General features: G+C 71.9%; 17 protein-coding genes. 8 read left to right on the top strand and 9 right to left on the bottom strand.

From position 1 onward, the window contains the following. Positions 1 to 8: 8 nt before the first annotated feature. From ABIC29_RS06150 to ABIC29_RS06135, 4 genes are read left to right on the top strand one after another with little or no spacing between them, the layout of a single operon-like run. The gene (locus ABIC29_RS06150) at positions 9 to 1,343 is read left to right on the top strand and encodes a magnesium transporter MgtE N-terminal domain-containing protein (RefSeq protein WP_116081316.1); all 1,335 of its coding nucleotides are present in this window, start codon (positions 9 to 11) and stop codon (positions 1,341 to 1,343) included. Continuing rightward, a complete protein-coding gene (locus tag ABIC29_RS06145) occupies positions 1,330 to 1,860 on the top strand; it encodes a DUF1003 domain-containing protein (protein WP_116081315.1) in 531 nt (176 codons plus the stop codon). Before ABIC29_RS06150 ends, ABIC29_RS06145 begins: the two co-directional genes overlap by 14 nt. Beyond that, on the top strand, positions 1,841 to 3,031 hold the full coding sequence (locus ABIC29_RS06140; protein WP_116081314.1) for an Mrp/NBP35 family ATP-binding protein: 1,191 nt from the start codon (positions 1,841 to 1,843) through the stop codon (positions 3,029 to 3,031). The genes ABIC29_RS06145 and ABIC29_RS06140 overlap by 20 nt, the downstream gene beginning before the upstream one ends. Positions 3,032 to 3,036: 5 nt before the next feature. Then, the gene (locus ABIC29_RS06135; protein ID WP_354243617.1) at positions 3,037 to 3,948 is read left to right on the top strand and encodes a hypothetical protein; all 912 of its coding nucleotides are present in this window, start codon (positions 3,037 to 3,039) and stop codon (positions 3,946 to 3,948) included. A 21-nt stretch (positions 3,949 to 3,969) separates the two neighbouring features. On the opposite strand, the gene ABIC29_RS06130 is transcribed toward ABIC29_RS06135, so the two are convergent. After that, positions 3,970 to 5,496 (bottom strand): pyridoxal phosphate-dependent decarboxylase family protein, encoded by a 1,527-nt coding sequence (locus tag ABIC29_RS06130; protein WP_354243615.1) that lies wholly within the window; start codon positions 5,494 to 5,496, stop codon positions 3,970 to 3,972. A gap of 2 nt (positions 5,497 to 5,498) precedes the next feature. Next, positions 5,499 to 6,947 carry an MFS transporter gene (locus ABIC29_RS06125; protein ID WP_354243612.1) on the bottom strand — a complete coding sequence of 483 codons (1,449 nt, stop codon included), beginning with the start codon at positions 6,945 to 6,947 and terminating at the stop codon, positions 5,499 to 5,501. Between the two features lie 69 nt (positions 6,948 to 7,016). On the opposite strand from ABIC29_RS06125, the gene ABIC29_RS06120 reads away from it, so the two are divergent. Continuing rightward, positions 7,017 to 8,567 (top strand): succinic semialdehyde dehydrogenase, encoded by a 1,551-nt coding sequence (locus tag ABIC29_RS06120; protein WP_354243609.1) that lies wholly within the window; start codon positions 7,017 to 7,019, stop codon positions 8,565 to 8,567. A gap of 45 nt (positions 8,568 to 8,612) precedes the next feature. Here ABIC29_RS06120 and ABIC29_RS06115 read toward each other — a convergent pair whose 3' ends face one another. Next, positions 8,613 to 9,002 carry a sec-independent translocase gene (locus tag ABIC29_RS06115; protein WP_116081309.1) on the bottom strand — a complete coding sequence of 130 codons (390 nt, stop codon included), beginning with the start codon at positions 9,000 to 9,002 and terminating at the stop codon, positions 8,613 to 8,615. A gap of 89 nt (positions 9,003 to 9,091) precedes the next feature. Between ABIC29_RS06115 and ABIC29_RS06110 the strand changes: the two genes are divergently transcribed. After that, complete coding sequence (locus tag ABIC29_RS06110; protein WP_354243606.1) at positions 9,092 to 9,724, top strand: O-methyltransferase; 633 nt, start codon at positions 9,092 to 9,094, stop codon at positions 9,722 to 9,724. A 183-nt stretch (positions 9,725 to 9,907) separates the two neighbouring features. Here the strand turns inward: ABIC29_RS06110 and ABIC29_RS06105 are convergent, their stop codons facing one another. The 3 genes from ABIC29_RS06105 to dapE all read right to left on the bottom strand — a co-directional run bounded on the left by ABIC29_RS06105 (position 9,908) and on the right by dapE (position 12,643). Next, the gene (locus tag ABIC29_RS06105) at positions 9,908 to 10,081 is read right to left on the bottom strand and encodes a DUF3117 domain-containing protein (RefSeq protein ID WP_067875042.1); all 174 of its coding nucleotides are present in this window, start codon (positions 10,079 to 10,081) and stop codon (positions 9,908 to 9,910) included. 173 nt (positions 10,082 to 10,254) lie between these two features. Further along, positions 10,255 to 11,538, bottom strand: a complete 1,284-nt coding sequence (locus ABIC29_RS06100; RefSeq protein WP_354243601.1) for a hypothetical protein — start codon at positions 11,536 to 11,538, stop codon at positions 10,255 to 10,257. Positions 11,539 to 11,545: 7 nt separating this feature from the next. Next, positions 11,546 to 12,643: a succinyl-diaminopimelate desuccinylase gene (gene dapE / locus ABIC29_RS06095; RefSeq protein WP_354243598.1), complete on the bottom strand. Its 1,098-nt coding sequence runs from the start codon at positions 12,641 to 12,643 to the stop codon at positions 11,546 to 11,548. A 118-nt stretch (positions 12,644 to 12,761) separates the two neighbouring features. Here dapE and dapD point away from each other — a divergent pair, with 118 nt between their 5' ends. Both dapD and ABIC29_RS06085 read left to right on the top strand, forming a co-directional pair. Further along, complete coding sequence (gene dapD / locus ABIC29_RS06090) at positions 12,762 to 13,709, top strand: 2,3,4,5-tetrahydropyridine-2,6-dicarboxylate N-succinyltransferase (RefSeq protein WP_116082457.1); 948 nt, start codon at positions 12,762 to 12,764, stop codon at positions 13,707 to 13,709. Between the two features lie 99 nt (positions 13,710 to 13,808). Beyond that, positions 13,809 to 16,472, top strand: a complete 2,664-nt coding sequence (locus tag ABIC29_RS06085; protein ID WP_354243595.1) for a penicillin acylase family protein — start codon at positions 13,809 to 13,811, stop codon at positions 16,470 to 16,472. A 118-nt stretch (positions 16,473 to 16,590) separates the two neighbouring features. On the opposite strand, the gene ABIC29_RS06080 is transcribed toward ABIC29_RS06085, so the two are convergent. From ABIC29_RS06080 to fdxA, 3 genes are all read right to left on the bottom strand, one after another. Further along, the gene (locus ABIC29_RS06080; RefSeq protein WP_116082455.1) at positions 16,591 to 17,874 is read right to left on the bottom strand and encodes a citrate synthase; all 1,284 of its coding nucleotides are present in this window, start codon (positions 17,872 to 17,874) and stop codon (positions 16,591 to 16,593) included. Between the two features lie 268 nt (positions 17,875 to 18,142). Beyond that, a complete protein-coding gene (dapC, locus tag ABIC29_RS06075) occupies positions 18,143 to 19,261 on the bottom strand; it encodes a succinyldiaminopimelate transaminase (RefSeq protein ID WP_116081305.1) in 1,119 nt (372 codons plus the stop codon). A 1-nt stretch (position 19,262) separates the two neighbouring features. Then, complete coding sequence (fdxA, locus tag ABIC29_RS06070; protein ID WP_055853876.1) at positions 19,263 to 19,583, bottom strand: ferredoxin; 321 nt, start codon at positions 19,581 to 19,583, stop codon at positions 19,263 to 19,265. Between the last annotated feature and the right edge of the window lie 11 nt (positions 19,584 to 19,594).

The raw sequence follows: 19,594 nt of genomic DNA, 5'->3' as shown, positions 1-19,594 counted from the left end.
TTGGTACCGTGAGCGCAACGAGAGTCTTCGTAGCCCGACTCGCCGGATGCGCCGTCTTCGACCCCGCCGGTGATCGGGTCGGTAAGGTGCGCGACGTCCTGGTCGTGTACCGCCGCAACGATCCCCCGCGGGTGGTCGGACTCATCGTCGAGGTCCCCGGCAAACGCCGGGTGTTCCTGTCGATCGGTCGCGTGACCTCGATCAGCGGCGGCCAGATCATCACGACCGGCCTCATCAACCTGCGCCGCTTCGAGCAGCGCGGCGGCGAGGTCCGCGTGATCGCCGAGATGCTCGGCCGCAAGGTGTCGTTCAACGACGGCTCGGGCGAGGCGACCGTCGAGGACGTCTCGATCGAGGAGCGCGAGCCCGGCGAGTGGGAGGTCGAGCAGCTCTTCGTGCGTCGGCCCAAGGGCGCATCGCCGTTCTCGAAGGGCCAGTCGGCCTACGTCACCTGGCGCGAGGTGCGCGAGCTCGCCGCCTCGGGCGAGGCGCAGTCCGCCGAGCAGCTCATCGCGACCTACTCCGAGTTGAAGCCCGCCGACCTCGCGAACACGCTCCTCGACCTGCCGGTGGCACGCCGTCAGGAGGTCGCTGAAGAGCTCTCCGACGATCGCCTCGCCGACGTGCTCGAGGAGATGCCCGAGTCCGACCAGGTCGAGATCCTCTCCGGTCTCGGCGACGACCGGGCCGCCGACGTGCTCGACCACATGCAGCCCGACGACGCCGCCGACCTCATCGCGCAACTGCCCGAGGAGCGCGGCGAGCACCTGCTCGAGCTCATGGAGCCCGAAGAGGCCGAAGACGTGCGCATGCTGCTCTCGTACGGCCCCGACTCGGCCGGCGGGCTCATGACGACCGAGCCGATCATCGTCTCGGCCGATGCCACGGTGGCCGAGGGGCTCGCCCTCATCCGCCGGCACGACCTGCCCCCGGCCCTCGGAGCGGCCGTGTGCGTGACCCTGCCGCCGTACGAGGCGCCCACCGGGCGGTTCCTCGGCGTCGTGCACTTCCAGCGCATGCTGCGGTATCCCCCGCACGAGCGCCTCGGCACGCTGATCGACCAGGGCCTCGAGCCCGTCGGCGCCGACACGTCGGCGGCCGAGGTCAGCCGCATCCTCGCCAGCTACGACCTGGTGTCGGTTCCGGTCATCGACGAGAAGCACCGACTCGTCGGCGTGGTCACGATCGACGACGTGCTCGACTACCTGCTGCCCGATGACTGGCGAAGTCATCCCGAAGACGACGACGAGGTGAGCAAACGCGCGACCGCCCGCGCACAACTGACGACCGGGAGCATCCCGATCCCGAGCACCGCGAGGAGGGCAGCAGATGGCACGCGCTAACAACGCCGACGAACGGCGCTTCGACACCCCGAAGGGCAGTCGGCGTCCACCCCAGTTCCGCCGGAGTGGTGACAACGACCGGTTCGGGCGATTCACCGAGTGGGTCGCGCGAGGCATGGGCACGCCCGGCTTCCTGCTGGGACTCTCGGTCTTCGCCATCGGGTGGATGCTCTGGAACACCTTCGCCCCCGAGAACATGCGCTTCGACTCCGTCGCCATCGGGTTCACGGCGCTCACGCTCGTGCTGAGCCTGCAGGCGTCGTACGCCGCCCCCCTCATCCTGCTGGCTCAGAACCGTCAGGACGACCGCGACCGCGTGCAGATCGAGCAGGACCGCCAGCGCGCCGAGCGCAACCTCGCCGACACCGAGTACCTCGCGCGCGAGGTCGTCGCCCTGCGCCTGGCCATGCGCGACCTCGCGTCGAAGGACTTCATCCGGGCGGAGCTGCGGGCCGTCCTCGAAGAACTCGATCGAAAAGATGACGAGGATGCCGCGAATGCCGCACCTCGCTCCTGAGGCGAGCGACCCCGCCGAGCTCGAGGCGGCGGTGCGCCGAGCCCTCGAGTCCGTCATCGACCCCGAGATCCGCAAGCCCATCACCGAGCTCGACATGCTCGAGTCGGTGTCGGTCGACGGCGATCGCGTGCACGTCGTGGTGCGGCTCACGATCGTCGGCTGCCCGGCATCCGATCGCATCGAGCGCGACGTGCGACAGGCGGCCGAGACGGTCGCCGGCGAGGGCGCGGTCGACGTCACGCTCACGGTCATGACGCCGGCGCAGCGAACGGCGCTCACCGAGCGCCTCCGCGGCGCCAAGGCCGGCCGCGGCAACCCGTTCGGCCCGGGCACCCTGACCAGGGTCATCGCGGTCACGAGCGGCAAGGGCGGCGTCGGCAAGTCCACGCTCACGGCGAACCTCGCGGTCGCGCTCGCGGCGCGCGGCCTGTCGGTCGGGCTCATCGACGCCGACGTGCACGGGTTCTCGATCCCCGCCCTGCTCGGCCTGGTCGACGGCGACGGCCTCGCCGCGCGCCCGACGCAGGTGAACGACATGATCCTGCCGCCCGTCGCGCACGGGGTGAAGGTCATCTCGATCGGCATGTTCGTCGAGCCCGCCGAGCCCGGTTCGCGCGCCTCGTCGGTCGCGGTCGCGTGGCGCGGCCCGATGCTGCACCGCACGCTCAACCAGTTCCTCACCGACGTCTACTTCGGCGACCTCGACGTGCTGCTCATCGATCTGCCGCCCGGCACCGGCGACATCGCGATCTCGCTCGGACAGCTGCTGCCGAACGCCGAGGTGCTCGTGGTCACGACCCCCCAGCCCGCGGCGGCCGACGTCGCCGAGCGCTCTGGCGTCGTCGCACGGCAGACCGGCCAGCGCATCATCGGCGTCGTCGAGAACATGGCCGGGCTCGCGGGCCCCGACGGCACCGTGCTCGACCTGTTCGGGTCGGGTGGCGGCGCCGAGGTCGCGCGACGCCTCTCGGCAGGGCAGTCGGAGGCCGTTCCGCTCGTCGCGAGCGTGCCGCTCAGCATCGCCCTGCGGCAGGGCGGCGACGAGGGCATCCCGGTCGTGGCGGGCGCGCCCGACGATCCGGCCGCCCAGGCCATCGAACGGGTCGCCGGGGTCATCGCGACGCGGCCCCGCCACCTCTCCGGCCGCAGGCTCGACGTCTCGGTGCGGTGATCCCGATGCCGCGCGCCGCCGCCCGCCGCAACGGTCGGCGTGCGCGCGCAGTGCGCCTGCCCGCGAGCGCGCTCGCGCTGCTCGCCGTCGTCGCGACCGCGGCGTGCGCGCAGCAGCCCGTCGACGACGGCCCGACGTCCGACCTGCCCGCCGGCATCTCCGCGAGCGTCCTGCAGAGCCGGCAGGACGTCGTCGACGGCCGCCTCGTGGTGCAGCTCGACAACGGCACGGGGTCGGAGCTCGAGTTCGCGTCGTTCGACGTCGAGGCGCCGGGCCTCGAACCCGGCCTGCACTTCGAGGGTCCGCGCACGATCGCCGATGGCCGGTCGGTGCAGTACCGTGTCGACGTGACGCCGGCGCGCTGCGACGGCGACGCGGGTCCGGCCGAGGTCACGCTCGTCACGGTCGCAGCCGACGGCGGCTCGGCGACGGGCACCATCCCGGCCGACGACCCGTACGACACGCTCCCGCGCCTGCAGAACAGCGGATGCCTCGCGGGCGCCGTCGAGTCCGTTGCCGCGTTCGCCCTCGCCGACCACCTGCGCTCGACGGGATCGGGTGTCGACCGCCGCGCGTACCTCGACATCGCCGTGCAGCCGACCGGCGCGGCATCCGGCTCGGTGGACCTCTCGGAGGTGCTCGGCACCACCCTGCTCTCGGCCGAAGACGGGCTGAACTGGTCGACGACGAGCGCGCACGTCGAGGCTTCCGACGCGCCGTCGACGATCTCGCTGCCGGTGCGACCGGCGCGGTGCGACCCGCACGCCGGTGCCGAGGACAAGCGCGGCACCATCCTGCCGCTCGTCGTGACGACGAGCGAGGGCTGGTCGGGCCAGTACGAGGTGCGCGCCTCGGCCGCGCTGAAGGAGGACCTCTTCGCCTACTTCACCGAGCGGTGCGGCCTGCCGTCGAACTGACCGCGAACGACGCGCGGCGGCTCAGGAGCGCGGCTCGACCACGCGCGCCAGCAGCTCGACGAGCAGGCGCCCGGTGAGCTCCGACGGGAGCGCCTCGACGAGCGCGAGCACGGGGGCCATCTGCGCCGGGAGTCCGCCGTCGCCGGCACCGAGCAGCCCGATCGCGCCGAGCAGGCCGGCGGCGGTGTCGGAGTCGAGCCCGCCCGAGGTCGCGAGCAGGGGCTCGATGCCCCCGGGGAGCGCGTCGGCGAGGCCCGCGAGCACCAGCTGCCCGTCGACCTGCGGCACGCCGCGCACGGCGTCGGCCGCGGCGACCAGCGCCGAGGAGAGGTCGTCGACGACGCCCTCGGTCACGGGCGTGATCGTGAGGTGCGTGGTGTGCGGCAGGCGCGTGCCGTCGGACTGCACGAGCCCCGGCTGCAGCTGCAGGAGCCAGCCTGAGGCGCGCGCGGCATCCGCCCAGTGGTGCGGGTCGACGCGACGCTCGGGTTCGACCGACTCGTCGACGGCGACCGCGAAGAGCGGACCGGTCGGCACGCCGACGACCCGCAGGCCCTCGATGCCCTCGACGACCTCGCGGAGCGCCGCCGTGGCACGCGCCGTCTTCGCCGAGAGCTCGGCGAAGCCGTCTTCGCCCAGCACCTCGATGATCGACCAGGCCGCCGCGAGCGGACCGGCGGGCTTCGAGCCAGTCATCGTGGGGTTCACGACGGGATAGCCGGGCCACCCGGTCGTGCGGAAGTACTGGTGGCGCTGCCGGTCGCGGCCGCGCGTGAGCAACACCGAGACGCCCTTCGGCGCGTACCCGTACTTGTGCAGATCGGCCGAGAGGCTCGTGACGCCGGGCACGGCGAAGTCCCATGCGGGCAGGCGGTCTGGCCAGAAGCCGAGCGCGAAGCCGCCGATGCAGGCGTCGACGTGCAGGGCGATGCCGCGCGCATGGCACACCGCCGCGACGTCGGCGACCGGGTCGAGGCTCGCGAACGGGTACGACGGGGCCGAGACCACGACGAGCGCCACGTCGTCGCCCAGTCGATCCTCGATCGCGGATGCCGCGAGCGTGCCGGTCGCGGGATCGACGGGCACGAGGTCGAGCACGAGCCCGAAGTACTCGGCCGCCTTGTGGAACGCGGCGTGCACCGTGATCGGCGCGACGATGCGCGGCATGCGCGGGGTGCCGACGCGGACCGAGCGCCAGGCGTCGCGTGCGGTCTTGACGGCGAGCAGGCAGCTCTCGGTGCCGCCGGAGGTGACCGAGCCGACGACGACCTCGGCCGAGTCGGAGCCGTCGGTCCCGCCGTGGAACACGTGACGCGCGAAGCCGACCACACCGGCCTCCATGGCGGCGACCGAGGTGAACGTCGTCGGGTCGAGGCCGTTGACGGGCTGCACGAGTCGCGCGGCCGAGGCGGCGAGCTCATCGAGCTCGGCGAGTCCGGAGTCGTAGACGTACGAGAGCACCCGGCCGCCGTGCGTCGGCGCATCGCCTTCGCGCAGGGCCGCGAGCTCGGCCAGCACTTCGGCGGGGTCGCGTCGGAAGTCGTTCATGGTCACACCGTCTCCTGCGAGTCGTTCCTGGGGGTCGGCTGCGCCGGGGAGGCGGCCGAAGCGGGTGGGGTCGCGGCGTCGGGCACCGCAGCGGCCGGAGCAGCGGCATCCGCCACGATGTCCTTGCGCCGGAGACCGTACCGCGACAGCGGCACGAGGCTGAGGAACACGAGCAGCGCGGGCAGCGCGCTGAAGCTCACGGCGATGCCCGCCACGGCGGCCGACGGCTGCTCGACGACCGTCGAACCGGTCGACTCGAGGTAGCCGGTGAGGGCGAGCACGATCGTCAGCACGGTCGCGCCGAGCGCCATGCCCGCGGTCTCGCCGGCGGTCCAGATGCCGCCGAAGCTGCCGGCGCGGCCCTCGCCGTGCTCGCGGGCGTCGTGCGAGATGACGTCGGGCAGCATCGCCATGGGCAGCGTCTGCATGCCCGCGTAGGCGGCACCGGCGAGCGCGACGGGCACGTAGACCCACGCGCCGGGGGCCCAGATCATGCCGACCATGCTGAGCGCGGCGACGGCGAACAGCAGGCTCGCCCACTGGAACGCCCGCTCCTTGCCGATGCCGCGCGAGATGCGGCTCCACACCGGTGCGCAGAGCACGGCGGGCGCGATGAGCGCCACGAACAGGAGCGTGAGCGCGTCTTCGCTCCGGAGCACCCACACGGCGACGTAGTTCGCGCCGGCCAGCATGACGCCCGTCGCGAGGCCTTGCAGCACGAAGGTCGCGAGCAGTGCGCGGAACGCGGGGCTGCGGCGCAGCGCCGCGAAGCCCTCGGCGTAGGCCGCACGGATGCCGCGGCGCGGCGCCTGCACCCCGGGCAGGCCGCGCGGGGCCGTCGAGACCGCGATGAGCATGCCCGCGCCGATCACGAGGCCGGCGACGATCGCCATGACGAGGTAGCCGAGCGATTCGTCGTCGCCGCCCATGCGGCGCAGCACCGGCCCGCCGGCGCCGAAGAGCAGGATCGCGAGGCTCAGCACGACCACGCGCCACGACAGCAGCCGGGTGCGCGCGTCGTAGTCGGAGGTGAGCTCGGCGGGCAGCGCGATGTAGGGCACCTGGAACAGGCTGAACGCCGTCGCCGTCGCGAGGAACGCGAGGAACACCCAGACGCCGGATGCCGCGGGCGCGAGTCCGGCAGGAACCGCGAAGGTCAGCACGAACCCGACGGGCAGCGCGACGGCGCCGACGCGCATCCAGGTGCGGCGCGTGCCCGTGCGGGCGAGCGCACGGTCGCTGTGCTCGCCGATCCACGGGTCGATGACGACGTCCCAGACCTTCGCCGCCGTCACCACGAGGCCCGCGAACAGCGCGGTGACACCGAGGGTGTCGGTCATGTAGAAGACGAGGACGAGTCCGGGCAGCGTCGCGAAGCCACCGGTTCCGAGGGAACCGATGGCGTATCGGGTGACGACGCCACGGGAGAGGGGGCGCTCCGTTGCGGTCATGGAGGCAGTGTAGTGCGCTCCGCGAAGCCGATCGGACCGAAGTGGGTCAACTGTCCTAGACTGTGCCGCATGCGCGCCACCCTGGCCTCCCCCGACCTGTTCGCCCGCCTCACCGCCGAGATCGTCGCTTCGAGCGACGCCACGGTCGAGGTGCCGACGCCGTCCACCGGCGAAACCCTGCACTCTCTGCCGCAGTCGAGCGCCGCCGACGTGCTCGACGCGACCGCTCGCGCCCGCATCGCCCAGCTGGCGTGGGCCAGGGCCGGCTTCGCCGAGCGCCGCCGAGTCCTGCTCCGGGCGCACGATCTCGTGCTCGAGCGGCGCGAGCTGCTGCTCGACCTGATCCAGCTCGAGAGCGGCAAGACGCGCGGCCAGGCCTTCGAAGAGGTGTTCCAGGCGGCATCCGTGACCCGGTTCAACGCCCTCGAGGCGCGCAGGGTGCTGCGCGGCGGGGCCCGCCGCGGCGGCATCCCGACCGTGCTGACCGCGAGCGTGCGGTACCGGCCGAAGGGCGTCGCCGGCGTGATCACGCCGTGGAACTACGCGCTCAGCCTCGCCGCCATGGACGTCGTGCCGGCGCTCGCGGCCGGCTGCGCGGTCGTGCAGAAGGCCGACGACCAGGGCGCGCTGTCGATCCTCGCGCTGCGTCGCGCGTTCATCGACGCCGGCGTCCCGGAGGCCCTCTGGGCGGTCGTCACCGGCCCCGCGGCCGAGGTGGGCGAAGCGGTGACGGATGTCGCCGACTACATCTGCTTCACGGGCTCGACGGCCACGGGGCGCAAGGTCGCCGAGAAGGCCGGCCGACGCCTCGTGGGCGCCTCGCTCGAGCTCGGCGGCAAGAACGCGCTGCTCGTGCTCGACGACGCGGAGCCCGTCGACGCCGCCCGCGGCGCCGCGCACGCCGCGTTCTCGGCCATGGGCCAGCTCTGCGTCTCGGTCGAGCGGTTCTACGTCGACCGCAAGGTGGCCGGCGCGTTCCAGCGCGAGCTCGTGACGCGCCTGCAGGGCGCCGCACTCGGCTCCGAGCTCGAGTACCGGGCCGACTACGGCTCGCTCACGAGCGCCGCCCAGCTCGCCAGGGTGCAGGCGCACCTCGACGACGCCGTCGCCAAGGGCGCGACGGTGCTCGTCGGCGGCACGGCGCGGCCCGACCTCGGCCCGTGGTTCTTCGAGCCCACCGTGCTCACGGGCGTCACGCCGGAGATGAGCGTGTACGCCGACGAGACGTTCGGCGCGATCGCGTCGCTCTACCTCGTCGACGGCGATGCCGAGGCGATCGTCGCCGCGAACCAGAGCCAGTACGGCCTGAACGCGTCGATCTTCTCGGGCTCGCAGCGGCACGCGTCACGCGTCGCGGACGCCCTCGAGGCCGGCAGCATCAACATCAACGAGGGCTACCGAGGGTCGTTCTCGGCCGTCTCGGCGCCCATGGGCGGCGTCAAGCAGTCGGGCGTCGGCCGCCGCAACGGCCGAGAGGGCCTGCTGCGCTTCGTCGAGCCGATCACGGTCGCCCGCTCGACCGGCCTCATCCCGCTGCCGCGCACGGCCGCCGAGTACCGCACGCTCGTGCCGGTCATGGTGCTCGTCTCGCAGGCGCTGAAGGCGATCCGCCGCGCCTGACGCGTCGCCGCGGCATCCCGCGCGGTTCGAGGCGGATGCCGCGGCTCAGGTCGCTTCGGAGTCGAACGGGGCGAGGTCGCCCGCGCCGAGCGCCTCTCGCTTGCGCTTCCGCTGCAGGTAGGCGGAGTTCTCGTTGACCGCCGCCCTGGCCACCACGGGCGTCGCAGGCGCCGCGAACGGATCGGCGTCGCTCAGCGCGTCGCGGATGATGCGGCGCGGGTCGTACTGGCGAGGGTCGAGCTTCTGCCAGTCGACGTCGTCGAACTCGGGGCCCATCTCCTCGCGCATGCGGTCCTTCGCGCCGTTGGCGAAGTCGCGCATCGATCGCACGAACTTGCCGAGCTGCGCCGCGTAATGGGGCAGGCGTTCGGGGCCGAGCAGGAACACGGCGATCACCCCGATGATGAGGAGTTTCTCGAACGTCAGACCGAACACCGTTACAGGATAGTCGGCGGCGAGGCGTGCGAATCGCACACGCGGCTGGCCGTAGGCTTGACAGCTGAGAGAGTGCCGGGAGCCGCATCGTGTCCGAACGTGACCTGAACTGGAAGTACGTCGACGAATCCGTCGTCGAGAGCGAGGCCGTCGCCCGCGCGCGCCAGCAGTCCGTCGAGCTCGGCATCGACCCCGTCTCGCCCGCCGTCGGCGCACAGCTCGCGGTCATCGCGGCCGCCGCGCGCGCCGAGTCGATCATCGAGATCGGCACCGGCGTCGGCGTGTCGGGTCTCTGGATGCTGCAGGCCGCCCGCGGTGCGCTGCTGACCTCGATCGACACCGAGAACGAGTACCTGCAGGCCGCCCGCGAGAACTTCGCGGATGCCGGCGTGGCCGCCGCCCGCGTGCGACTCATCGCCGGGCGCGCGAGCGAGGTGCTCCCCCGCATGAACGAGAACTCCTACGACATCGTGTTCATTGACGCCGATGCCGGCTCGGTCATCGAGTACGTCGAGCACGGGCTCCGGCTCGCCAAGCCGACCGGCTCGGTGCTCGTCGCCCGATCGCTCTGGCGCGGGCGCGTGGCCGATCCTGCGCGCCGCGACGACGAGGCGACGGCGTTCCGCGCGCTCATCACCGAGCTCGCCGCATCGCCCGCCGTGGCCACGGCCGTCTCCCCCGCGGGCGACGGACTGCTGCAGATCGTCAAGCTCGGCGCCTGACCCGCGGGCCGGCGGCCGAGACCTCCGGCGCCTGGGCCCTCGAAGACGACGGATGCCGCGTCACGACCTCGTGACGCGGCATTCACCGCGCGCGGGCGCCCTGCGGGAGGCGGCAACGCGCCTCCGGGCATGCCTCGAGCCGAGCACCGCACCGCGGGCTCGGCTCGAGACGAGTGGAACTGGTCAGGCCGGGTTGACGACGCCGCCGAGCACGTCGTAGAGCTCCTTGGCCTCAGCATCGTTCACCGAGACGACAAGGCGTCCGCCGCCCTCGAGCGGTACCCGCACGATGATCAGCCGACCCTCCTTCACAGCCTCCATAGGCCCGTCTCCGGTGCGTGGCTTCATGGCCGCCATTGAGCTACCCCTTTCGTGGCTGTACCTTCCCATTATCGTTCATCGGAAGCAGTCCTGAGAAATCGCCGTGAGGCTGTGGATGACTCAGGGCGACCCGCAGCGCCGCGAAACGTCGCACGGGCGGCCTCAGGCCCCGATCACCGCGATGATCGCCGGGCGGATCACGACGGGGGTCACGGCGGCGTCCAGTCGCGGCCGTCGATGCCCCACGCGATGAGCAGCCATCCGATCTGCAGCGCGAGGAACACGATGACGATGCCCCAGCGGTACCACCTCGCGCGAGGGATCGCCGCGGCCCCGAGCAGCGGGAACAGCGGCGACGTGATGCGGAACACGCTCGACTGCGGGAAGAACACCGCGAGCAGGTACAGCGCGTAGCTCGCCGACCACAGCCGGATGTCGACCCCGAGCCGGCGCACCGGCCGCGTGAACAGCACGAGCCCGAAGCCGAGGATCAGCGCCACGACCGCGAGCGCGCCGAGCGGCTGCCCGAGCCACCATCCGCCCGATTCGAACCAGGCCGTGAACGGCACGAGCTCGCCGTACCCGATGTACGCGGCGCGCCAGGCGAGCTCGGTGTCGGTGTAGGCGTGCAGGTCGCCGGTGCCGATCGCGGCCACGAGCAGCCAGCCGAATCCGAAGAGCACCGCGAAGGCGGTGGCGGATGCCGCGAGCACGCGTTCGCGCATCGGGAACGGGTCGTCTCGCCGCCGCCACCAGCGCCACAGCCAGTGCAGGCCGAGCGTCAACGCGAACGCGAGTGCGCCCGGCCTGGTGAACGACCACAGCGCGATCACCGGGAACAGCCACCCGTAGCGCCGATCGACGAGCAGCAGCAGCGCCGTGGCGAGCAGCAGGTAGCCGAGCGACTCGGCGTAGCCGAACTGCATGATCGGCGAGACGGGCGCCACGCAGAAGAGCACGACGGCGAACATCGCCCGATCCGGTTCGAGGAACCGCGACATGAGCCGGTGGAACACGAGTGCCGCGCCGAGGCCCGCCGCGAGCGACACCATCACCGAGGCGACGTTCCACGGCATCTGGAACCACGTGAGCATGCCCACGAAGGCCGGGTAGACGGGCATGAACGCCCACGCGTTCTCGGCGACGTGGCCGTCCGCCGTCTGCGGCAGCTCGCTCGGATACCCCGAGAGCAGGATGATCTGGTACCAGCGGGCGTCCCACATGTTCGCGAACTCGAAGTAGCCCGGCTTCGCGGACGTCCACGGATTCGCGCCCTGCACGCTCGCGAGGGCGAGCACGAACACGGTCGTGATCGCGCGCGCGCCGGCGAAGACGAGCATCACGCGCAGCCACCACGGCGCGAGGCGCCACCGCACCCGCGGCGACCACCGCGTCGCCCGGAACGGGTCGGGCTCGCGCATCTCGGATCCGCGTGCCGTCGCGGGATCGGGTTCCGGGTCGCGGGCCGCCGCGTCGGCGCTCACGTCGGTCATGCGGGCATCACGCGCCGGTCAGCCAGGAGCGCAGGCCCACCTCGCAGGCGACGATCGCATCGAGGCGCACGCGCTCGTCGTCGGTGTGCGCGAGGCTCGGGTCGCCGGGCCCGTAGTTCACGGCGGGCACGCCCAGCGCGCTGAAGCGCGCGACATCCGTCCACCCGTACTTCGGCCTGGCCTCGGCGCCGACAGCCGCGAGGAACCCCTGCACGAACGGGTCGTCGAGCCCGGGACGTGCGCCGGCCGAGGCATCCGTCACGGTCAGTTCGTACTCGGGGAACAGCGTGCGCATGGCCGCGATCGCCTCGTCGACCGAGCGGCTCGGTGCGAAGCGGTAGTTGACCGTGAGCACCGCCTCGTCGGGCACGACGTTGCCGGCCACTCCCCCACGGATGCCGACGGCGCTGAGTCCCTCGCGGTAGGCCAGCCCCTCGACCTCGACCGTCTCGGCCTCGAAGGCCGCCAGCCGTTCGAGCGCCGGGGCGAGCGCGTGGATCGCATTGACGCCCATCCACGGGCGCGAGGTGTGCGAGCGGGTGCCCCTGGTGCGCAGTTCGACGCGGAGCGTGCCGTTGCATCCGCCCTCGACCTGCCCGTTCGACGATTCGCCGAGGATCGCGAAGTCGGCCTCGAACAGGTCGGGCCGCGACTCGGCCAGGCGCTTGAGGCCGTTCAGCTCGGCGTTGACCTCCTCGTGGTCGTAGAACATCCACGTGACGTCGTAGGCGGGCTCGGCGAGCTCGACGGCGAGCTTCAGCGCCACCGCGACACCGCCCTTCATGTCGGTCGTGCCGCGGCCCCAGAGGTAGTCGACGCCGCCATCGGTCTCGAAGCGGGTCGGCACGTTGCCGTTGATCGGCACCGTGTCGAGGTGCCCGGCGATCACGACGCGGCGCTCGCGCCCCAGGTTCGTGCGCGCGACGATCGTGTCGCCGTCGCGGTACAGCTCGAGGTGGGATGCCGTGGCGAGCGCCTGCTCGACGAGGTCGGCCAGCACCGTCTCGTCGCCCGACACGCTGGGGATGTCGCAGATGGCCCTCGTGAGCGTGACGGAGTCGGCGGTCGGGTCGAGCGCGGGCGGCGCGGAATCGGCTGACGGCATGCGTCGAGTCTACGGATGGCGGCGGCTGCCGCAGTCGAACGGCGTGCACGACGTCGGCGCGACCGCCGCGAGCCGACGCGCCGCGTCATCCGCCCGACCGCATCGCTACCCTTGGACCATGCCTGCGAACGACGCCGCCCCCAGCCCCGCCCGCACCGCCGCCGCCGCCGGCCTCACGACCATCGCCGGCGACGGCACCGTGCTCGACGCCTGGTTCCCGGCGCCGCGTCTCGGCGACGAGGCGACCGCACTGCGCCCCGAGCACGCGGCGCTCGCGGGCGAGGACGCCAGGCGCAACGTGCGCGTCGAGACCGTCGAGCTCACGATCGACCTCGACGCGGCACCGGCGAGCACCGCCGACGCGTACCTGCGCCTGCACCTGCTCTCCCACCTGGTCTCCGCCCCGAACACGATCAACCTCGACGGCATCTTCGGCCATCTGCCGGCCGTCGTCTGGACCAACGCCGGCCCGGTGCACCCCGCCGACTTCGACCGGCTGCGGCCGGCGCTGCAGCGGGCGGGCATCCACGCGACCGGGCTCGACAAGTTCCCGCGCCTGCTCGACTACGTGACCCCCGAGCGCGTGCGCATCGCGGATGCCTCGCGCGTGCGCCTCGGCGCGCACCTGGCCCCGGGCACCACGGTCATGCACGAGGGCTTCGTCAACTTCAACGCCGGCACGCTCGGCACATCGATGATCGAGGGGCGCGTCTCGCAGGGCGTCGTCGTGGGCGACGGGTCCGACATCGGCGGCGGCGCCTCGATCATGGGCACCCTCTCGGGCGGCGGCACGCAGCGCGTGGCCATCGGCGAGCGCGCGCTGCTCGGTGCGAACTCCGGCATCGGCATCTCGATCGGCGACGACACGGTCGTCGAGGCGGGCCTCTACGTCACCGCGGGCACCAAGGTCGCCCTCCTCGGCGATGGCGACGGGCGAACCGTCAAGGCCGTCGAGCTCTCGGGCGTGCCGAACCTGCTGTTCCGCCGCAACTCGGTCAACGGCCGGGTCGAGGTGCTCTCGCGCGACGGCCACGGCGTGACGCTCAACACTGCCCTGCACGCCTGAGTTCCGAAGGGCCGTTCGCAGGGCCCGCGCGCTCCATTACAGTGGTGCCTCAGGCCGTTGCCCGGCGGCCGTCGTCATCGGCGATCACGAAGGAGTGACGTGGGTACCGACGCACCCAGAACCCGACACCACAGCTGGTTGAGAGCGCTCACGTGGCTCCTGGCCGTCGTGCTGCTGCTCGTGATCGTCGCGGGCGGCGTCGGTTGGTGGACCGTGCAGCGGTCGTTCCCCACGACGAGCGGGCGGCTCGACGCCCCAGGCCTCGTCGCCCCCGTGAGCGTGTACCGCGACGATGCCGGCATCCCCCAACTCGTCGCCGACAACGACCACGACCTGTTCTACGCGCAGGGCTTCGTGCACGCGCAGGATCGCTTCTGGGAGATGGACTTCCGGCGCCACGTCACCGCGGGGCGGCTCGCCGAGCTCTTCGGGGCGTCGCAGGTCGGCACCGACACGTTCATCCGCACGCTCGACTGGCGCGGCATCGCCGAGCAGGAGTTCGACATGCTCGACGCCTCCTCGCGCGCCTACTACGAGGCCTACGCCGAGGGCGTGAACGCCTATCTCGCCACCCGCAGCGGCGCCGAGCTGTCGCTCGAGTACGCCGTGCTCGGCCTGCAGAACCCCGGCTACTCCCCCGAGCCCTGGACCCCGGTCGACTCGATCGCCTGGCTCAAGGCCATGGCCTGGGACCTCAGGTCGAACCTCGGCGACGAGATCGATCGCGCGCTGCTCTCGACGGCGCTGCCCGCCGAGGAGGTCGCACGGCTGCATCCGGGGTTCGACTGGTCGACCGCGCCCACCATCGTCGACGGCCTGCCCGCCGCCTCGGCACCGGCCTCGGCGGGCGCTGCGACCCCGCTCGCCTCCGACGCCCAGGTGACGGATGCCGCGAGCGCGCCGGCTGCGGCATCCGCCCCCGTGGGCGACGAGGCCGCTGCCGCCGACGCCGAGTACGTGGCCGCGCTCACGTCGCTGCGCGCCACCCTCGACGGGATTCCCGCGCTGCTCGGACCGGAGGGCAACGACATCGGGTCCAACTCGTGGGTCGTCTCCGGCGCGCTCACCGAGTCGGGCCTGCCCCTGCTCGCGAACGACCCGCACCTCGGACCGGCCCTGCCCTCGATCTGGGCGCAGATGGGCCTGCACTGCGCCGCGCTGACCGACGAGTGCACGTTCGACACGGCCGGCTACACCTTCGCGGGCCTGCCCGGGATCATCATCGGCCACAACCAGCGCATCGCGTGGGGGTTCACGAACCTCGGGCCCGATGTCGCCGACCTCTACCTCGAACGCGTCACCGACGACACATACGAGCTCGACGGCGCGCAGATGCCGCTCGCCGTGCGCCAGGAGACGATCGAGGTGGCCGGCGGCGCGCCCGTGACGGTGACCGTGCGATCCACCGGGCGCGGGCCCATCGTCACGGGCATCGGCTCGGACTTCGCCGCCGTCGCCGAGACGTACCCCGCGGCATCCGGCGCCCCCGAGGGCACCTCCGAGCTCTCGCTGCAGTGGACGGCCCTCACGCCCGGCACGACCGCGCAATCCATCTTCGCGCTCGACCGCGCGCGCGATTGGACCGAGTTCCGCACCGCCGCGTCGCAGTTCGACGTGCCGGCCCAGAACCTCATCTACGCCGACATCGACGGCAACATCGGCTATCAGGCCCCCGGCGCCATCCCGATCCGCAAGCGCGGCGACGGCACGCTCCCGCAGGCCGGATGGACGAGCGACGTCGGCTGGGCGGGCGAGATCTCCTTCGGCGACCTGCCGAACGTCCTGAATCCGCCAAGGGGCTACCTCGTGACCGCGAACAACGCCGTCGCGAACGGCGGGCCGTTCCTCACGGCCGACTGGGACTACGGCTACCGCGCCGCCGCCATCGAGCGCCTCCTGAAGGAGAAGGTCGACGCCGGCGAGAAGCTCACCGCCGACGACTTCACGCGCATCCAGCTCGACACGAGCGATGCGAATGCCGCCGCGTTCCTCCCCGTCATCGCCGAACTCGACCTCTCGGGCGACGCCGCCCGAGGTGCCGACCTCCTCGCCGGCTGGAACGGCCTGGCCGACGCCGACAGCCCCGAGGCCGCGTACTTCGCCGTGTTCTGGCGCACGCTGCTCGCCGACATGTTCGAGACGCTGCCAGAGCAGACCCGCCCCACCGGCGGCGACCGGTGGTTCGACGTCGTCGGCACCCTGCTCGCCGAGCCCGACGCCTCCTGGTGGACCAACGAGCGCCTCGGCATCGCGGGCCGAGACGCGATGATCGCGAACGCCCTCGACGAGGCCTGGAGCGAGGCGTCCAGCCGCATGGGCGGCAACGCCGACTCCTGGCGCTGGGGGCGCCTGCACACGCTCACCCTCACGAACCAGAGCTTCGGCACCTCGGGCATCGCGCCGATCGAATGGCTGTTCAACCGCGGCCCCTACGAGCTCGGCGGCGGATCGTCGGTGGTCGACGCCATCGGATGGGATGCCACGCAGGGCTACGGCGTCGACTGGGTGCCGTCGATGCGCATGGTCGTCGACCTGAGCGACTTCGACGCCTCGACGTGGATCAACCTCACCGGGGCGTCGGGGCACGCGTTCCACGCCAACTACACCGACCAGGCGCCCCTCTGGCAGCACGGCGACACCCGCACGTGGCCGTTCACCCTCGACGCCGTGCGCGGGGCCGCGAAGGAGACCCTGAGCCTGCGCCCGGTGGCCGGCGTGACCCCGGCGCCGTCACCGCCACCGAACGAGACCACGGCGGAGTAGCGCGACGCCGCACGGCACCGACGCCGAAGGGGCGCCACGCGAACGTGGCGCCCCTTCGGCGTCTCGGTTGCCGCGGCATCGGCTCACCCGCATCGGCGGGCGACGGTGCCGCGTGCGCTCAGGCGCCGGGGTAGCGGCGCTCGGGCTCGCCCACGTACAACTGCTGCGGGCGACCGATCTTGGTCTGCGGGTCGAGGTTCATCTCGCGCCAATGCGCCATCCAGCCGGGAAGGCGGCCGATCGCGAACAGCACGGTGAACATGCGGGTCGGGAAGCCCATGGCCTTGTAGATGACACCCGTGTAGAAGTCGACGTTCGGGTAGAGACGACGCTCCTTGAAGTAGTCGTCCTCGAGCGCGAACTGCTCGAGCTCCTTCGCGATGTCGAGCAGCGGGTCGGAGACGCCGAGGCCTGCGAGCACCTCGTCGGCCGACTCCTTGACGAGCTTGGCGCGCGGGTCGTAGTTCTTGTAGACGCGGTGCCCGAAGCCCATGAGCTTGACGCCGTCTTCTTTTCGCTTGACGCGTTCGACGAACCGGCCGACGCCCTCGCCGGAGTCGCGGATCTGCGCGAGCATCTGCAGCACGGCCTCGTTGGCACCGCCGTGCAGCGGACCCGAGAGCGCCTGGATGCCGGCCGAGATCGACGCGTACAGGTTCGCACCCGTCGAGCCGACGAGGCGCACGGTCGACGTCGACGCGTTCTGCTCGTGGTCCTCGTGCAGGATCAGCAGGCGGTCGAGCGCCTTGGAGAGCACCGGGTCGATCTCGTACGGCTCGGCCATGTTGCCGAAGTTCAGGCGCAGGAAGTTGTCGACGAAGCTCAGCGAATTGTCGGGGTACAGGAACGCCTGGCCCAGGCTCTTCTTGTGCGCGTACGCGGCGATGACCGGCAGCTTCGCGAGCAGGCGGATCATGGTCAGTTCGACGTCGTCGTCCTGGCCCTCGTAATAGGTCGACAGCGCCGACACCGCGCTCGAGAGCACCGACATCGGGTGCGCCGTGTGCGGCAGCGCCGAGAAGAACCCCTTCAGGTCTTCGTGCAGCAGCGTGTGGCGGCGGATCTTCTCGTCGAACTCGCCGAGCTCGTCGGCACTCGGCAGCGACCCGTAGAGCAGCAGCCAGGCGACCTCGAGGTACGTCGAGTGCTCGGCCAGATGCTCGATCGGGTACCCGCGGTAGCGCAGGATGCCCTGATTGCCGTCGATGTACGTGATCGCCGACTGCGTCGACGCCGTGTTGACGAATCCGTAGTCGAGTGCGGTCAACCCGGTCTGTCGCGTCAGCGTCGACAGGTCGATGCTCGAGGCGCCGTCGACGGCGGCACGGATGGGGAACTCCGCGGTACCACCGGGGAAGTTCAGGGTCGCCTGAAGGGGCTTCTGGCCTTCGGCGTTGTTCACGACGTCGCTCACGGCGCCTCCTGTGATCGTCAAGTGCGGTCACCTGCTTTCCGACCCGCGGCGCGGTTCGGCCGCGGTCCGAACTACAGCCTAGACGTGGCTGGGGCACACTGTCGCATCCGCCAAGAGAACCGGAGTGGAGTTGCCGGTTTCGACAGTCTGCGACCGGATCGGCCCCGCCCGCGCTGTCCCAGCGCCACAACGAGGCCGCACCCGCGGCAGCCCGAGGGATGCTGCCGCGCGACGGGCCGGCCGAATGCGCCTCGACTCAGGCGGCGGATGCCGCGAGCCGGCGCGCTGCGGCGGCGACGCGTTCGTCGGTCGCCGTGAGCGAGAGCCGCACGTGCTGCGGGTAGTGATCGCCGTAGAAGTGGCCCGGACCGGCGACGATGCCGAGGTCGGCGAGTCGACCGATGGACTCCCAGGCGTCGCGACCCTCGGTGGCCCAGAGGTAGAGGCCGGCCTCGCTGCGGTCGATGCGGAATCCGGCGGCCTCGAGCGCGGGCAGCAGCACGTCACGGCGTGCACGGTAGCGCGCCTTCTGCGCTGCCACGTGCGCATCGTCGCCGAGCGCGGCCACCATGGCGGCCTGCAGCGGCGCGGGCAGCATGAGGCCGGCGTGCTTGCGCACGTTCGTCAGCTGCTCGATGAGCCGCCCGCATCCGGCGATGAACGCGGCTCGGTAGCCGGCCATGTTCGACTGCTTGCTGAGGGAGTAGACGGCGAGGGTGTTGCTTCGATCCTCGCCGCTCACCCGGGGATCGAGGATGCTCGGCACCCGCTCGGCGTCCCACGGGGCGTCCCAGCCGAGTTCGGCGTAGCACTCGTCGCTCACGATCGTGGCGCCGAGTTCGCGAGCCCTGGCCTGCGCGGCCCGCAGGGCGTCGACGTCGAGCACGCGACCGTCGGGATTGCCAGGGCTGTTCAGCCACACGAGCCTGGTCTCCGCCGGCCACTCGGCGGGATCGTCGGACGCGAGGGCGTCGGCTCCGGCGATGGCCGCACCGATCGCGTACGTCGGGTACGCGGCGCGAGGATGCACGACGACGTCGCCCTCGCCGACGCCGAGCATCAGCGGCAGGAGTGCGACGAGTTCCTTCGAGCCGATCGTCGGCAGCACGTTGCGCTCGCCGAGCCCCGTGCCGACGACGCCGCGGCGACGCTCGAACCACTCGACGATGGCCCGGCGGAGCTCGGGCGTTCCGACGGTCTGCGGATAGGCGTGCGCGTCGGTCGCGGCCGAGAGCGCGTCGCGGATCACCGCGGGCGTCTCATCGACCGGCGAGCCGATCGAGAGGTCGACGACGCCGTCGGGATGCACGGCCGCGCGCTCCCGGTACGGGGTCATCAGGTCCCACGGGTAGTCGGGCAGCGTGCCGAGCGCCATGTCAGTGCGCCTGCGGGGGCAGCACGGAGATGACGGGGTGGTCCTTGGCGATGACGCCGACCTTGGCGGCGCCGCCGGGCGAGCCGAGGTCGTCGAAGAACTCGACGTTGGCCTTGTAGTAGTCGGCCCATTCGTCGGGGAGGTCGTCTTCGTAGTAGATGGCCTCGACGGGGCAGACGGGTTCGCAGGCGCCGCAGTCGACGCATTCGTCGGGGTGGATGTAGAGCGAGCGCTCACCCTCGTAGATGCAGTCGACCGGGCATTCGTCGATGCAGGCACGGTCTTTGACGTCGACACACGGAAGGGCGATGACGTAGGTCACTTGGCTCGCGG

The organism is Agromyces sp. PvR057 (assembly GCF_040547485.1).
In the GTDB taxonomy this organism is placed as follows: Bacteria; Actinomycetota; Actinomycetes; order Actinomycetales; family Microbacteriaceae; genus Agromyces.
The sequence above is the reverse complement of the archived record's forward strand: the minus strand, read 5'-3'. Positions and strand labels throughout refer to the sequence as shown.

Coding starts and splice junctions, on each gene's coding strand:
- ABIC29_RS06140 (WP_116081314.1), top strand. CDS start 1,841: ATGCCGCACCTCGCTCCTGAGGCGAGCGACCCCGCCGAGCTCGAGGCG.
- ABIC29_RS06145 (WP_116081315.1), top strand. CDS start 1,330: ATGGCACGCGCTAACAACGCCGACGAACGGCGCTTCGACACCCCGAAG.
- dapC (WP_116081305.1), bottom strand. CDS start 19,261: ATGGCGCTCGGCACGCTGCCCGACTACCCGTGGGACCTGATGACCCCG.
- ABIC29_RS06120 (WP_354243609.1), top strand. CDS start 7,017: ATGCGCGCCACCCTGGCCTCCCCCGACCTGTTCGCCCGCCTCACCGCC.
- dapE (WP_354243598.1), bottom strand. CDS start 12,643: ATGCCGTCAGCCGATTCCGCGCCGCCCGCGCTCGACCCGACCGCCGAC.
- ABIC29_RS06125 (WP_354243612.1), bottom strand. CDS start 6,947: ATGACCGCAACGGAGCGCCCCCTCTCCCGTGGCGTCGTCACCCGATAC.
- ABIC29_RS06105 (WP_067875042.1), bottom strand. CDS start 10,081: ATGGCGGCCATGAAGCCACGCACCGGAGACGGGCCTATGGAGGCTGTG.
- ABIC29_RS06100 (WP_354243601.1), bottom strand. CDS start 11,538: ATGACCGACGTGAGCGCCGACGCGGCGGCCCGCGACCCGGAACCCGAT.
- ABIC29_RS06135 (WP_354243617.1), top strand. CDS start 3,037: ATGCCGCGCGCCGCCGCCCGCCGCAACGGTCGGCGTGCGCGCGCAGTG.
- dapD (WP_116082457.1), top strand. CDS start 12,762: ATGCCTGCGAACGACGCCGCCCCCAGCCCCGCCCGCACCGCCGCCGCC.
- ABIC29_RS06130 (WP_354243615.1), bottom strand. CDS start 5,496: ATGAACGACTTCCGACGCGACCCCGCCGAAGTGCTGGCCGAGCTCGCG.